Below are 15,516 nucleotides of genomic sequence, written 5' to 3' on the forward strand. Positions count from 1 at the left end.
GGACGTAGCACCGTTGCGGTTGTTGCCCGAACCGCGGCCGGCCGGATCGCCCTTCTCATACCCCAGATGCTCGGTCAGCTCCGCATCCAGGGCCCGGTTGAGCACTCTTTGGGTCAGCTGCGTCAGCAGCCCGTCCGGTCCCAGTAGCTGCGCGGAATCGGCATCGGCTCGATCCAGCAGCTGCTCGGCCAGAGCATCCACATCCGGCGTGTGCGGGTCGTTGGTTTCCTGCGCCAACGTTGTGATCCTTCCCGGGCAGCAAGGCATTCCGCCTTGCCACCCTGCCAGACCACGAGATCAACTCACACAAGATCTCGTACACGCCCCGGTAACCGTCTACGAGGATCGCCGAGTGGTGGACGAAGACGTCACGGCCACTGTCGCAGGCGATGAATCCATAGCCTTTTGATTTGTCGAACCACTTTACGGTTCCTTGTTCCATCGTCGGTTCCTTGTAGTTGAGGGTATTTGTAGAAATCGTTGTTCTGAACTGGACCGGGGCAGTCGAGGTGCCCACGGGATTGCGGGCTCAGTTGTGGGTTGCGCCGGGGGTGGTGTCGTGGTCGGTGCCGTAGTGGGTGAGCACGTCGTGGGTGGTGGCAGCGGCGCGCCGATACGCGAGGGTGGTGATGGCGTCGTAGAGGTAGAGCGCGGCGAGCGAGCAGAGGATGGTGGCGAGTGCGGTGCGGAGGGTCATGATGTGGAGATTCCTTCCGAAGCTGTCGTCGTGGTTTCCAGGAGGGTGGGTCACTCTGCTGATGGATCGAGGGGCAGGACTTCGGCCAGCCAGGTGCGGGCGGCGGGGTAGTCGATGCGGGTGGAGACCTCGATGCGGCGTCCGGCGGGGTCGCGGGTGATGCGGCCGTCGGCGGCGATCCGCACGGTTTCGGCACCGAATTCGACGGCCGGAACGCCGAGGGCAGCGGCGAGGGCGACCGGGTCGTTCATCCAGCTGGAGGGCCGGTGGGTGAACCATTCGGTGGCGTTGGCGGCGACTAGTTGAGCCCATGATGGCGCGTCGGGGCCGGTCAGCCACGCATACAGGGAGGAGTCGGGGCCGACGGCCAGTTCGGGCGCGTTGGTGTGGGTGGACAGCACGCATCGGGGCCGGTGAGCGGCGCGCAGGGCCAGCCCGAACGCGGCGGGGTCCATACGCGGGTTGTGCGACGCTTTGCTGGGGTTGCGGTAGCGGTCGAGCCAGCCGCCCTGCATGGTGAACTCGATTTGCTCGATGTGGTGGGGCAGGTGATGAAGAACTCGGCGAGGTGGACCCGACCCAGATGATGTGGCGGGTGGAGGTCTCGCACACGCTGGAGAGGAAGTCGGTGACATCGGTGGGCACCGGCCGCGCCTCGGGCAGGTGGCCGTGCATGACGAACCGGTCGGCGGAACCGTCGAGCGTGCGGCCGGCGACGACGGGGACGTCCCGGCGGCCGATGCGGTCGAGAAAGGCGCGGGCGTAGCGGGCGCGGTCGTGGTTTGGGGTTTCGTCGTTGGTGATCACGATCAGGTTCGCGACGAGTTCCGCGGCGACCCACAGCGTCAGTGCGTCGTCGAGGTCGTGACCGAGGTCGGTGTCAAACACAACGATCTGGTGTTCGAACACCGCGGAACCAGACGGCCGCGCGACCGGCCAAGGCGATGGCGCGGCAGGCGCGCCGAGGGAGCCGTGGTGGGGTGGCGGATGCAAGAGAGAATCCCTTCGGGTGTGATCGGGTTTGACCCAGCGGCGGTGCCTGCGCGGACGTCGCTGAGTCGGGTGACGGGTTGCAGATGTGGTTGGTCAGCGCGAGTCAGGCGCGGGCGAACGCAACCCGCCTTGCTCGCGGCCGCCGTCGCGGTGGGGCACGGCTATCAGCTCGATGCGCCGCGGTCGCTGGACAGGTGGCATGCCGTCGGCTCGGCGGCGGGGCTGGCGACTACCCGTGAGAAGGCCGGTGATCAACGCGTCGTAGCGTCGACCGAACTCGGCGATGGCCGGTGTGAACGGGCAGTCACCCAGTTGGGGAGACCATGTGGCGGAGATCGCGATCCACATGGAGAGTCGATCGATCAATTGCCCGGCGGTCACGATCTCGGGGAAGTCGTCATCGACAAAGACCACCGCTCCCGGCCGGTTCCCCAGATACCAGGTCACTTCGTCGTCGATCACACGGATGACGGTGTGGTCCGGATCAGCCTCCACCCCTTTGAGGAGTCGGTCCTGGACGTCGCCGGGGTTGGAGAAGTCCACCCCATCGAGACAGGTCATCCACAGCGTGACCGCGACTCGAGCGGCGTGTTCAAGATTCGTCACCGGGTTCGCTACGCCGTCCCAGAGCGCGACCAGTCGGTTCATGTCGGGCAGCGGCGGCGTTGGCGGGTGTGTGCTCACAGGAGTCCTTCGAAGGTGTCCTCGCGCGTGGGGCCGGTGAGGAGGGCGAGTATGGAGCCACCGGGAACAGGGGTGGGCTTCGGCCGCAAGCTGCTGGTCGACATCACCGCGCTCGGGGGCGGTGCAGGGTGGCGCCGTCGTCGGTATCGGCGTGACGATGCGGATGACCATGGTGCGGGTGGTCAGCAGCCGACGACCGCCGGGTAGATGGGTGGCGTCGGGGACGACGATCAGCCAGACATCGGGCTCGCGGCTGGCGTGCTGAGCCAGGGCGGCGATCGTGTGGCCGTGGGTGTGATGGTCGAAATGTGTTCCGCCCCAGCGATATCCCCAGCTCTGCGCGCGGTGTCGCATGAGCGCACCGACACGGTCGGGCTCCGCCAGAAGCGGGACCTGCATGTAACCGAGGGCGATCGGCGCATCAGCAGACAACGGCGCGTGCGGGGGTCTCACAAAGCGCTCCCGGGATGGCTCACGACGCACCGCTGCGTGGGAGCGCCGAAAGCTGCTCGACCCGGGCGTTGTAGGCGCGCTGCGCGGCGAGTACCTCCACCAGCGTGCTTTCGTCTTGCGGATGGTTGGCGTAGGCCACCCACTGCTGCGCCATCGCGGACACAAGCTGACCCACCGCGATCTGCCCGGCGGGCACATCGAGTAGACCCGCGAGCTTCGCGTCGATCGTCCTCACACCAAGTGATCTCGCTGTCGATCGCGTCGCGAGCCGCCCCGCTGGCCTGAGGCCGTCGGTGATGAATGTCGATGATCGACACAGACAGCATCGCCACCCACTCGAAGCTGTGGCCCATTGCGGCAGCAGTGCCGGTGCGGGATGCGCGACCGCGCAACCATGCCTTCACTCGCCAGCCCGCGGTTGTGAAGACGGCCCGCAGTTTCCTGTGTCTGCGCTGGGCGGGTAGTTGTGCGGCGAAGTGAGTTATCCATTCCTTCGCCTGTGGCAGCCCGGCCAGGCTCGGCACACGCGAGTCCATGGGTCGTGTCGCTCCTGTTCTCGTGGTCATGGTGTGGGTCGGATGCCGCGCCATCCCAGGGGCAGCTCCACACGGCGGGCATGGATATCGGCCAGCAGATCGGCGTAGCCTTCCCGGACTTCAGCGAGGTGGAACCACGCATCGTGGCGCAGCTGCTCGTCGTCGCTGTGGCGAACGGTCCACCAAGCCGAGGCGTATGTCTCGGCGACATGACTGATCACCTCGCCGAAGGAATGGGTGTGCCTGCGTGCACCGTTTGGGCGTGGCAGGTGAAACACCGCCCACGAGTTGATCTCGCCCACGACCGCCATGACCTGCTCGTGCACGTCGACCTGGCTGAAACCGGCGGCCTGATGCCGGCGATTGAGGCGCGAGGGCAGCAGCGTGGCGTGCAGATCGGCGAGGTCACGGGCGAACCCGATCAGCGGCGACGAGTTATCGGGGTCGAGGTGACCGGAGATCGCTGCCAGCAGCTGCTCGGGCGTCAACAACGCTTCCGCGCCGACATTGCAGGCGACCGTGGGCTGTTTGTGGGCCGTTCGCTCCGACGGCGCGCGGTTCACGACAGCCTGCCCACGCGTTCGGCGGCCGGTATCGGTGGTGACGCAAGTTGTGAGGACAGCGTGCATCGGGTGAACGTGTGACCGCGCGCGGTGTAGCGGTCGATGCGCGCGCACAGCGCCGCCAAGGCTGCGGTCGGCGCGTCGTCACGGTGGCGAGACTCCTGCAACTCGACCATCAACTGGCCGTCGTCACACTGCAACAGGCGGATAACGCCTTGGTGGCCGAACGGACTGATACCGAGTTCACCGGCAGCCATCGCGGCGGCATTGGCGTCATCAGCCAACGCCATATACAACGCGTCCACCGGCTCGATCAACTCCGACCACTCCAGCCGAGTCAACTCCGCGATGATGTCGAACCGGGTCACCGTCGGAATCGCACCCACCTTCGACTCCGCCAACACGCGCACGTCCACCCGAGGTGCCACGGAAACCACGGACTCCGGCTCCGCCCCCCACCCGCGGTCGCGATCGGTGGTGCTCTGCAGGTAGTAGATGTGTGCCTGCGGCATGCGCGTGAGCCGTTGGACAACCGCCTTACCGGACGGCCCGAGACCGGTCAGATGCTCGCGCGACGGCACGATGAGATGGCCACCGCCTTGGCCCTCGATCTCCTCCATCACCCGCCACAGCGACTGCGTGCGCGGCGAGCCGGGGTCGAACAGCCGCTCCAGATCCACGTTCCACGCTGCGGCGACGTACTCAAACCGCCGCATCACCGCGAGAGCAGGATCCTGACGATCGACCTCCGCGACAATTGCCCGCAGCATCCGCTCTGGCGCCATCGGCTCGATGACCACCTCGCCAGGGCCGAACGCGAACGAGCTGGCGTACTCGTGCATCGCCCGCACGACGGCATCATGAGCCTGCGTGGTGGTCAAAAGTGCCGCTTGTGCGTATCCGAACCACATGGCACTGACTCCTCGGTAGTCATTGGGACTTGGCCGGCGGAAGCGATACAGCCCAAACTTCACGGTTGCGACGAGCTTCCGCATGAGGCTGCGGTGGCTTGCTTGCTTTCGTGCTCTCCATCGCAGGCCCTCCTTGATCGGGCACTCGGAGGACGGCTGACAAAACCTGGAAGCCAGCACGCCCAGCCGTCGAAGTCTTGGCGGATGAAACTGGGACGGTGTGCTGAGTGCTGGTCCTACCCTGGCCTGCAGGAATGCGCTGTGGAAGGCTTTTGCTGTTGACAAAATGGTTGTCCACAGAGCGCGGTGATGACTTGTGGGATGCTGGTGCTCAACCGAGAGGAGTTCATGGATAGCGACTTCCAAGCGGCACTGTCGGCACGTGTAGTCGAGGCACAGTCCACTGCGCGGGTCCCCAGCCTGACGGTGGGTGTCGGCGCCAGGGGGGTTCAGTTGGCTGCCGCCTCTGTCGGTTATGCAGACGTCGAGAATTCGATTCCCGCCACCAGTGAGAGCAGCTATCGCATCGGGTCGATCACGAAAACCTTCACCGCAGCGCTTGCCCTACTGCTCGTCGAACGGGGTGAGCTGATTCTGGATAGCCCGGTAGGTCGATATCTCCCGGGCACGCCCTTCAGCCATCTTCCTGTTCGCATGTTGCTGTCGCATAGCAGCGGCCTGCAGCGCGAAGCGCCCTCCGACATGTGGCAGAGCATGCACGGACCGTCACGAACCGAACTCCGCGATCTGTTCGAGCGTACCGAACTTGTCGGGGCACCTGGAGAGCGCTGGCATTACTCCAACCTCGGCTACGCGGTCCTCGGCCAGATCATCGAAGAGGTCACCAGTCAACCGTGCGACGCCTTGATCACGGAAACTCTGCTGAACCCACTGGGACTAAACCAAACCAGCTGGGCGCCGCCGCCTAATGCTGTGGTCGGCTACCGGCTCGACCCGCACATCGATGCAGTCCACCGTGAGCCGGTCATGGACCAGGCTGCGATTGGCGTCGGGGGACAAATGTGGTCTACCTCAGGTGATTTGCTTCGCTGGGGACATGTGTTGGGTGGAGGTGACGCGACCGTCCTGCCCCTCACAGTAGTGAAAAAGATGCACACGCTTCAGGTCATGGTCGATACGGTCGGCTGGACACGAGGTTGGGGGCTGGGCTTGATATTGGAGCGGCGGCACGACCGCATCGCCGCCGGGCATACCGGCGCGATGCCCGGCTTCCAATCCGCGCTGATGCTGGACCGTGCTACCGAACTCACAGTGGTGGTCTTTTCCAATGCCACCCGAGGAATCAGAGCCGCTGACCTCGCCCTCGAAATTCTGGAAATGGCCGCAGCAGTCCAGCAGCCGACACCGGTGCTGCCTTGGTCCCCCGCACCGCCTTGCCCCGAGCACATTCGACCGATCCTGGGTAGCTGGTGGTCGGAAGCTGACGAAGTCGTATTCCGCTGGGAGCGAGATGGGCTGTATGCATCCCTCCTCAGCGACCCTGTAACGGGGCGGACTCACTTCGTCGAAGAAGGGCCAGGGAGATTCCGTGCTGTCGAGGGCAGACTGCAGGGGGAGTTGCTTGAGGTTGATCGAAAACCAAGCGGGATTGAAATGCGCTGGGCAACCTACCCGCTCACCCGAACTCCGCGATAAGGGTCGCCAAGCGTTCTTTGACCGGCGATACCGTGGGACCGTGACAGGTGCGTAATCGCAGTTCGGCGGACCGAAACATGTGCAAGACCCGTGGCGTAATCGAACTGGTGGCTACCCCGTTGATCGCCTCCTCGATCGAAGATGCGGCGGCTTCCTGGTCACCAATCCGCAGCTGGGCTTCGGCTTGCTCGAGCTGCCAGATAGTTCGGTTGCGCACAAAGACTGCCGGGCTAGCTGAATCCTGCTCTCGCAGAGAGTTGATCGCGGATCGGAGTTGGCCGAGGTCCAACAGGGACGATCCTCGATGTCCAGCCAGAGCGGCATCATCGAACACCTCGAGCCAGACCGGGTCGGGCTCGCTCGGACGATGCCGCAACAACTCCGCCTCAGCAGTGACCAGCATTTGTGCACACAGGTCGGACTCACCCAACCTCGCGTGAGCTCGCGCTGCCATCGTGCAGACGAATGCGTTCAGTCGGTGATTGCCACTTCGCCGCGCCCATGCCAGAGACGCATAGGCTCGCTCGGCACCGCGCGCGGGATCGCCAGTCCACGTGCTCATGAAGCTTGCGTTCGGCCCTCCGATAAAGGCAAGCAAGTCCAGCGCGCCGGCCTGTTCGGCGACACGTTTAGCCGCAATGAACGATTTGTCGGCTAGCACGACGCTACCGCGGTCGAACAGCATCCAACCCGCCAGTTGATGCGCCTCGGCGATGACGCGCAGCAAGGAACTTCGATAGGACTTGGCAAGCTGGGGAACCATCTTCTTCGCTGCGTCGGCGTAGGCGACTACCTCGTCGAGGTGTTCACCGGCCATCGTGTGGTCCGCCGCTCGCACCCGTGCGATGAGCTCGCGGAGCGTAGTCTCTGCCGAATCTGGCTCAACCACGACGTGGCGTCTCGACAGTCGGGCAGATTCTGTGAACGGAGCCGCGAGACGACGCAATCGACCGCCTGTTTTCAGGACAGCGTCAAGACGATCCACCAGATCAGGGTGCGGGCGTCGCTCCGCTTTCTCGATCCGGGCCAGCAGGTCATGGCTGACAAGTACTAGCGGTGCCAGCTGTCGTAGCGACAATCCAGCAGCAACCCGCCGAGCACGAAGCTCAGCACCGAACAGTGCTTCCGCTGTGGCAGGTGGTTCGAACGAGCGAGGGGCTGATCCCACCGTGCAATTATTGCGCGTGGCAATCCCGGCGCACCAGCGAGGAAGTTGCTTCGTTCGTTACTCCAGGCTTGGGCGAGGGTATTGAAGCAGTTCGGTCAGGTCATAAACCAAGTTCGCCATCGTGCTGCCGATGATATTCGGCAAGCGGGCTGGGAAGGTCTCGGTCGATGTTGTCGTCTGGTGGAGCAGGTGGATGATGCTGTTCGTGCGCGACTTGCGCCGAGTCAAGGGTGCGACGCCGGAGGTGCTCTGCACAGTATTCGTCCAGCTCCTGATGAAGTTCGGTGATGCGCCGCATGTGAGCTTCGGCTCCGGTGTCGGCGTGCGTGTCGATCGGGCGGCGGCGATCGGAGAGAGCTGCTGCCGGGGTGCCCAGTAGACGGTCCCAGTTGTCGGAGGTTCCCGCAAGGAGGATTGCTTCGCGGTTGGCTTGGCGTGCCGCATAGCGTGCGATGGTGTGTTCGCGGCTGCGCTGGATTTGTTCGCTGACGAGGGTGTCGATTCGAGTTTGAAGGATGCGTCGTTGGTTGCGGCGGTAGCTGGGCGTGGTCTCAAGAGTGGCGCGTGCGTTGGCGAGTTCGGCTGCGCTGGCGTGGAAGGCTCTGGCGGTGGTGTGGAAGTGCTGGTCGGCGGTGCGGGCGTTGCGGATGGCTTGTTGCGCTGCAGTGTGGCGTCGGATCAGTTCGTCAGTGTCATGTGCGTGGTCGGTGGTGTGCTGGGCCGGGCCGTACAGGAAGTCGTCGGTGTCGGCGAGGGCGAGGCTCTGGCGAAGTTGTTCGATGCGTTCATCGAGTTGGGTGTCGGTGAGCGCGAACAGTGGATTATTCACGGCTGGATCCGCGATGACGGCGTCGTCGGAGGCGGATCGCGACGCAGCGTCGGGTAGCGGGTGGTCACGAACCCAGGCTTCGATCGCCGCGCGATGCGCTGGATTTCGTGTCGTGCGCCAGTCACGGCGAAGCATCGCGAGGGCGGCGGGTGCGGGGTTGGTGGTGGTGATGTGATGGCAGCGGGCGGTGATGTGGTCGGTGGGGTCGTGGTCAGGGATGCCGGGTTGGTTGTTGTCGCGGCATTCCCCGCACAGTCCGTCGTCCGCTCGGCGCGGTGGTACGGGGGTGGTGTCAGTGCGGGTGCGTTCCAGGCCACAGGCCACACATCCGAGCCAGCGGGTGTTAGGGACGGCGGCGAGGTCGTAGTCCAGCGTGTAGTAGTTCGAGCGGTCGTCGGGTAGTGCCTCACGCTGGTAGTGATGCACGACGCCGTCGGGGATGATGCGGTCGTAGGGCTGGTCGTCGACATCGGCGCGGGTATCGACGTAGTCCTGCTCGGCGCGGCGGGCAACGATCTGTGCATCGGTGAGCGGGTCGCGGCACCGAGCGGGGTTGATGTATTCGTGGTGATCGCGGGCTGCTTCATGGCGTCGCTCGCGCCGATACGCCGGTGCGGTGGATGTAGTGCCGGGTAGGTAGACGTGCGGATCGGTGTCTGGTGTGCAGGCTTCGATCAGTGCGCGATGTTGGGGGTAACGCTCGCCGGCCCACCGAAGTCGCGCGCGGGCGATGGGGAAGCTGTTGCGATAGAGCGTTTCCGCGATTTCGGCAAGGATAGCGCGTTGTTCGTCGGTGGCCACATCGCTGAAGTCGGCGAGCGCCTCGGCCGCGGCGGTGATCTGGCCGATGTGCATCAGCTGCGCCACCGTGCGGACATGTTCGGGAAGCTCGGTCCCGGGTGCATTATCGGCGGCGGACTCGGGACCGGGAGTTTGTGCCGCTTCGGCCTTGAGGCGTGCGCTGTCGGTGCGGGCGTGTTCGAGGTCGGAATGGCGCTGTGGGATGGGGTGATTGGTCGATTCGGGCATGGCCGCGGGGTGGGGTTGGTGGCTGGCGGTGTCGTTGGTTGGGGCAGGGGTGTGGTGGAGGAGGGCGTCGATGCGCCAGGCCAGGGCGTTGGCGAGCTGGTCCGGGCGCAGGCCGGTCGCGTTGTCCGGTTGGGCGCTGAGCAGTAGTTCGTGGGCGGTGGAGAGGATTTGGTGTGGTGCCCAGCCGGTGGCGTTGGCGCGGTCGATCGCGGCGACGACACGGGGCCACGCGGGGTCGGTGAGGACGCGCGCGGCGGTTTCCTCGCCGAGGACTGCGTGCAGATCGGTGATCCATTCGGGTCGCAGGTTGCGGTGGCCGGTGGCGGTGTCGAGTGCGGAGGGTTCCAGTTCCAGGCGTGACCACAGTGCGGCGGCGGGCATCTCGTCGGGCAGCGGCCGCAGTCCTGCGGCGTTGGTGAGGAGGGTTTCGATGTCGAGTCCGGCGCGGGCGGCGACGTCGATTTTGTCGGCGAGTACCGGCCAATACGGGTCCGCCACGATCCGGGCGTCGAGGTGTTGGAGGGTCGGGGCCCATCGGTTGACCGGTCGATGAGCGTCACCGATCGCGTCGGTGACCCGCGCGTCGAGCAGCTGCTGGTGCTCACGTTCGAGCACGCTGCAGCGGGTTGGGCCGGTGGGACGTATGTCGCGGTCGTCGACGTGCAGGCTGGCGCGCCAGACTGCGAGTTCACCGAGCAGGTCGGGGTCGGCGCTGATGAGGGGCCGCGCCCAGTGCGGTGCCGTGCTCGGGGTCCACGACTGGGCGTCGGTGCGGATTTGTTCGGCGAGGTCGGTGACGATGCCGGCGCGGGCGGTGAGTTGAGTGGAGTCCAGGGCATCGCGGAGGCCGCGGGGGATGCCGTGTGCCCACGGCAGCGGTCCGGTGCCGGTGGAGTGGGTGCCGGTGGGGTCCAGGCGCCAGTCCAAGACGGCGGCGACGTCGTCGGCGGTGTCGAGTTCCCGCGCTCCGGCGGCGGCATACAGGGCGGCGACCGGGTCGCGGCCGGACACGGCGAGCGCGGCCAGATGCTGGCGCAGCACTGGGTAGGCGGGGCTATCGGTCAGGTGTGGGCGCAACGCGTCGGCCGCCCGGTCGATGCGTTCGACCCCGTCGGGACCGAGAGTCGTTTCGGCTGCGACGCCGATCACGTCGAGGTAGATGTCGAGCGCGCGGCCGATTCGGGTGTGGGGATCGAGGGCGTCGCGCAGTTGTGTGTGCGCGGACTTCTGCGCACCGTCGCGCCCGAGTATGCGTACCAACCCCTCCACCGCGGTGCGCGGAAACACCGCCGATTCGCTCCAGAACGAGCCCTCGGAACCGTCCAGCGCGGTGGGGATGTAGACGTGGTTGGCGTGCACCCCGCGGGTCATCGCGACATACAACTGCTGGCGTGACTCGCCGCCGATGAGCGCGACATGGCACGTATCGGCGGTGATTCCTTGCGCGGAATCGATCGTCGCCGCGTACCCAAGCCGCACGTGCGCGGCAACATAATCGGTCGGAAGCCGCACCCGCGCGCTCGGTTCTCCATCCGTGGAATGGACGCGGGTGGCGGTGAGACTGCCGTCGTCGTGGACGGCGGTGACGGTCCAGGTGTCGCCGTTGCGCACCCAATCGCGGGTGCCGACGCGCAGTCGCCTGTTGTTGCGGCGGGTTCGGATCGTGTCACCCACTGACGCGGCGAGTCCGTCGGCAAGTGCGCATTCCGCCTTCACAGTGCCGCCCGCGCGGGCGAGCCGGTCGGCGCGGGTGCGGGCGTTCAACGCGGCGACGACCTCGTGGTTGGCGGCCAGCATGATCGCCGTGCGCCCGGCGAGGTGGTCGTTCATCCACGCGGTGAAGGCGTCATCGTGGGTGGCGCCGTGATGGCCGCCGTGCACGCGCCCGTTGTCCAGATACCAGCCCAGCGCTGCCGGATCACCCTCGCGCAGCTGCAAACTGGCGGTCGCTTCCGCCGAGGAGGCGAACCGCACCACGTGGGTGAGGGTCAGGGTTTGGTCGGGTGCGGCGGCGTGCATGTCGGTGTCGGCGCCGCCGGCTTCGATCGCGGGCAGCTGGTGATCGTCGCCGATGCACCGCACCGTCGCGCCGCGTCCGGTCACGAACTGGAGCAGGCGTAGGCGTTTGAGGTTACCGAGTTTGACGTGCTCGTCGACGATCACCAACGTGCCGGAGTCGATCTGCAACACCCATTCCGGCAACGTGGGCGGCACCTCGCGCTCCAGGGCGGGGTCGTCTGGGTGTGGGGTGTGGCGGGAGAGAACGTCGAGGAGTTTGTCGACGGTCTCCACGCGCGCGCCGATGGATGCGCCGAGTTCCGCAGCCGCCGCGGCGGTGGGCGCCAGGCCGAGGATCTGTCCGCCGCTGGCATGCCAGGCGTCAGTGAGCACCCGCATGGCGGTGGTTTTGCCGGTGCCTGCGGGGGCGTTGGCGGTGTGCACCCGCAGCCCGGAGGTGGCGAACCTTTCGACCACGCTGACCTGCCCGGCATTCAACGGCCGTTCCGGGTGCGCGGCGTTGTAGGCGCGCACAGCATCCGCGACCGTTCCCGGCAAGAGCTGTCGGGCGCCGGACTGCACCGACAGCTCGATCAACGCGTGTTCCACCGACAGAACCTGCTTCGAGCTGTACAGCTGTGAGTTCGCCGCGGTGTACACGCTGGCACCGTGACGGCGGCGCAATAGTTCGGGCACATCGTCTAGTTCGGGCGCATCCGCGACATCGGGGTCTCCCCGCGCGATCGAGTACGCGGGCGAAAGTGCCTCAGCGACCACCGCTTCGGTGACCTGGTGCCACCGCTGCCCCCGGATGTGTCCGCGAATCTGCCGTTCGACTTCGGCGCGGACATTGTTGGGCCGCCACGTCGAGCGGTGCTCGCCGACCACCTCGAGCACCCGCTCGGCGGTGCGGGCGATCCACTGGCCCGACACCGCAACCCGCGGTGTCCGCTGTGGGTTCAGCGCCGCCGCAACCATCTGCGCCACCGGTGCCCGGCCGCCGAGCAAGGTCGTTGCCTCAGTCCGCCAGTCGGCGCGCTGTTCGGCCCGCGACCGCAGGTGGTGTTTGGCCGGGCGGGTTTCCAGGGTGGCGCGCTGCGCCAACTCATACATTTCCGACGGGACAGGTTCGCGCCCGAACCGCTGCTGGAAGTCCGCCGCGAGCTCGCCCACGCGGGCTTTGATCGCTGTTTCTCGCCGCGACCATGCTTGGATCAGTCGTGCGGGGATGCCGACGATCTCACGGACCGGGCGTTTGGTCGGATCCGCCGCCGGTCGTTCGGCGAATTCCACGCCTACGAGGTCTTCCAGGTGGTGCTCGAGCCGGGTGTTGTAGATCTCGGACACTGTGACCACGGCCTGGTAGATCGCGGTGCCGTCCAGAGTGCGCCACTTATCGTCCAGCGTGCGTACCCGGTTGGCGATCAGCACGTGCGTGTGAAGGTCCGGATCCCCGGCGCGGGAGTCGCGGTGGGTGAAGCACGCCGCGACCATGCCGTCGACGTCGACTTGGCGCACCCCGTTGCGGCCCAACCGGGTGAAGATGGCGTGCTGTTCGAGCCATAGCAAAGCGTCCCGTACCGCCTGCTGATGGGCGAGTTCGATCTTGTCCGCGACCGCGCGCGGTGCGACAGCCCAGAGCGCCGACACGGATTTGACGGGCGAGAAAGTGATGTCGAAACCCGCGACCGCGGTCGTGTTCGGCCGCGAGTTCTTGGCGACCCACCCCGACAACTCTCGCGCATCACAGGGCGCACGCCCATACTCTTCGCTGAACATTTCCGATGCGATACGGGTGCGTATTCTCGCTCGTTCTGCATCGGGAATGGCGGCATGCGGGTCTGCTCCGTGCGCAATATTGTGTTGCTCGAACGCTTTCGCGCATCGTTTTCGGAACGCGGAAACCTCGGCGTAAATGCGATAGGGATTGCCCAAACGCGACGTTTTGTCGGCCGCGCGTGCCGCATCCTTGTGCTTGGCGCCGAGGTGGATCTGCTCGTCGTAGACCTCGGCTTCGACCAGTTCGGCGTTCGGGTGGCGCCCCAGTCCGAACAGGGATTTCATCTGCTCTTCGGTGACTTCCGCGCCATCGGAGATGCCGAACGCGCCCAATCCGGTGCCGTGCCACACGCCGGGTGCTTCTCCGTGCGCGGAGTAGTAGTCGGCCAAGCTGTCACGGCCACGAGAGGTGGCGTCGTGCGCGGCGACATTACGCAGGTAATAATGATAGCCATTGCCTGCCACGACTTTATGAATGGTCGCGGTCATATATCCATCAAGCGCTCGCGACGCCAATATCGCCAGTGCTAAATTTGACTATTTTTCAGTCAAGTCGAGCGTTCCAGCTGGTCGTTACCGAATCGTGTCGGTGGAGCAATACTTTTGAGACCGGGACTATTCGAGGTCTGCCGCGTGGGCTGCGGTGATGTCGTGGTGCTGTTTCAGTTTCGGTGTCTGGGTGGGTCGGTTGCCGCGGTCAGCTGGCTGCGGTGGTTGTGGACCCAGTGATGGGCGGCGCGGATGGCCTCGACGGTTCCGGTGTCGCGTAGTGCGGTCATGGCGGGTTCGCCGGCGGCGGCGCGGGACTCGATTCCGCGCCAGCAGCGCTGCTGCCACCAGAGAATGGTGTCGATGACTGCGTGATGGTCGTTGAGGCCATAGGTGGTGCAGATCAGTTGTAGTTGGCTTGCTGCCTGGGCGACGTTGTCGATGCTGGGTCCGAGGTTCAGATACTGCCAACACAGGTGCGCGAGGTCGTGGATGCGGGCGCCTGGTGCTGCGAGGTCCCAGTCGATGAACGCGACTGGCCGAGCTGTCGGGGCGCTGGAGTTGTAAACGGTGTTCTTCGGTGACAAGTCGTTGTGGCAGACCACTTCCTGGTCGCGGGCCAACGGCGTTCCCGCGGTCAAGTCGTGGAACTGGCGCAGCAGCTTCGCCACCGCGACCAGGTTCTCTGGCTCGGTCACGGGTGGCTGTCCACCGGTAGGGGGAACGTGTCCGTCGAGGTAGGTGAGCATTTCTCGCCCGAGTGCGTCGATGCCGAGGAAGCGGGGTGCGCCCGGCCATCTGCGGTCCTCGAGATGGCGTAGTAGCTGGTGGACGAACTCTGCGCGTGGGCCGGGCTGACGGTGAACGGTGTCACCGACTCGGACGGCCCGGCTGATGAACCCTCCTTCCAGGGGAATCTCGGTCATCAGACCAGTGTGAACCGAAGTAGGGGTGTCGACGCGGTCGGAGTGCGGCGGCGCGAGCCTGCTCTCACGGCCGTTGTTCGCCGCGAGCCTGGTGGGAGGTATGGCGCATGGCGGTGTATTGGGCCCAGTTGCGGGAGGAAAGGATGGCCCAGCGGGTGGCGGTGATGGGGGAGAGTCCGAGTAGTTCGGCGAGGACGGGGGTGGGCATGTCGGCGGCGAGGTGGAACATGGCTGCGTGGCGGGCGTGTTTGGGGTGGATGCCGTGGGAGACCAGTTCGGCGCGGATGTTCTCGGTGACCAGGTGCTTTCCGGGTAACCGGCCCGGGAACAGCCAGATTCCTTGGTTGGCGAAAGAGGCAGGACCGCCGTGGGTGAGGTGGTCGCGCAGGAGCTGGTCGAGTGGTTCGGGCATCTCGATGGGGACGCTGTCGAAGGTGGTGGTGACGGTGCCGTCGGGTTGGAGGGCGACTTGGTCGTGGCGCATGCGGCAGATGCGTGAGAGTGGTTGGGCGAACAGCAGCATGAACAGTCCGGCGATGCGGGTGTATCGGCGGATCGTGTTGTCGTGCAGCAGGGTCTCGACGTAGTGCCAGCGTTGATCGTCGGAGAGCTGAACCTGCAGGTCGGGCCGTTGCTGTGGCGGGAGCCGGAGATCTCGAGTGATGCCGGTGTGGTTGGTCCAGTCGATGAATCGGACCAGGACGACGCCGCGGCCCGGATGGCTGGCAAGGTAGGCGTCGAGATGGTCTTGGGTCGCGTCTGCAAGGGCGAGGCCGTTTTCGTCGAGCCAGATCAGTAGCCGGAT

Annotated in this window: 11 protein-coding genes and 2 pseudogenes; 1 reads left to right on the plus strand and 12 read right to left on the minus strand. The window is 65.7% G+C overall.

Annotated features, from left to right (window positions below; genetic code table 11):
- The 8 genes and pseudogenes from ON21_RS38965 to ON21_RS31845 form a co-directional block, all read right to left on the minus strand.
- On the minus strand, positions 1-237 hold a 237-nt coding region (locus tag ON21_RS38965; protein WP_039804257.1), incomplete at its 3' end, for a transposase.
- 100 nt (positions 238-337) lie between these two features.
- A pseudogene (locus ON21_RS37650) lies at positions 338-442 on the minus strand (cold-shock protein); the annotation flags it as partial.
- Between the two features lie 87 nt (positions 443-529).
- Positions 530-697: a hypothetical protein gene (locus tag ON21_RS38970; RefSeq protein WP_157171087.1), complete on the minus strand. Its 168-nt coding sequence runs from the start codon at positions 695-697 to the stop codon at positions 530-532.
- 50 nt (positions 698-747) lie between these two features.
- Positions 748-1,212, minus strand: a complete 465-nt coding sequence (locus ON21_RS31820) for a hypothetical protein (RefSeq protein WP_039804237.1) — start codon at positions 1,210-1,212, stop codon at positions 748-750.
- Between the two features lie 571 nt (positions 1,213-1,783).
- Positions 1,784-2,857: a hypothetical protein gene (locus tag ON21_RS31830; RefSeq protein ID WP_157171088.1), complete on the minus strand. Its 1,074-nt coding sequence runs from the start codon at positions 2,855-2,857 to the stop codon at positions 1,784-1,786.
- Positions 2,847-3,062: a hypothetical protein gene (locus tag ON21_RS31835; RefSeq protein WP_039804242.1), complete on the minus strand. Its 216-nt coding sequence runs from the start codon at positions 3,060-3,062 to the stop codon at positions 2,847-2,849. The genes ON21_RS31830 and ON21_RS31835 overlap by 11 nt, the downstream gene beginning before the upstream one ends.
- Before the next feature lie 327 nt (positions 3,063-3,389).
- Positions 3,390-3,926: a hypothetical protein gene (locus ON21_RS36230; protein WP_051021553.1), complete on the minus strand. Its 537-nt coding sequence runs from the start codon at positions 3,924-3,926 to the stop codon at positions 3,390-3,392.
- Positions 3,923-4,921: a hypothetical protein gene (locus ON21_RS31845; RefSeq protein ID WP_157171089.1), complete on the minus strand. Its 999-nt coding sequence runs from the start codon at positions 4,919-4,921 to the stop codon at positions 3,923-3,925. Before ON21_RS31845 ends, ON21_RS36230 begins: the two co-directional genes overlap by 4 nt.
- A gap of 237 nt (positions 4,922-5,158) precedes the next feature.
- Between ON21_RS31845 and ON21_RS31850 the strand changes: the two genes are divergently transcribed.
- Complete coding sequence (locus ON21_RS31850; RefSeq protein ID WP_157171090.1) at positions 5,159-6,493, plus strand: serine hydrolase domain-containing protein; 1,335 nt, start codon at positions 5,159-5,161, stop codon at positions 6,491-6,493.
- Here ON21_RS31850 and ON21_RS31855 read toward each other — a convergent pair.
- The 4 genes and pseudogenes from ON21_RS31855 to ON21_RS31875 all read right to left on the minus strand — a co-directional run.
- On the minus strand, positions 6,474-7,661 hold the full coding sequence (locus ON21_RS31855) for a helix-turn-helix domain-containing protein (RefSeq protein WP_157171091.1): 1,188 nt from the start codon (positions 7,659-7,661) through the stop codon (positions 6,474-6,476). The two genes, ON21_RS31850 and ON21_RS31855, sit on opposite strands and share 20 nt — an antisense overlap.
- A gap of 100 nt (positions 7,662-7,761) precedes the next feature.
- Positions 7,762-13,785, minus strand: coding sequence for a MobF family relaxase (mobF, locus tag ON21_RS31865; protein WP_051021554.1), 6,024 nt, complete (start codon positions 13,783-13,785; stop codon positions 7,762-7,764).
- A gap of 173 nt (positions 13,786-13,958) precedes the next feature.
- Positions 13,959-14,711 (minus strand): phosphotransferase, encoded by a 753-nt coding sequence (locus tag ON21_RS31870; RefSeq protein WP_039804253.1) that lies wholly within the window; start codon positions 14,709-14,711, stop codon positions 13,959-13,961.
- A 64-nt stretch (positions 14,712-14,775) separates the two neighbouring features.
- A pseudogene (locus tag ON21_RS31875) lies at positions 14,776-15,516 on the minus strand (hypothetical protein); the annotation flags it as partial.

This window comes from Nocardia araoensis NBRC 100135 (genome assembly GCF_000308435.1).
Classification (GTDB): Bacteria; Actinomycetota; Actinomycetes; order Mycobacteriales; family Mycobacteriaceae; genus Nocardia; species Nocardia araoensis.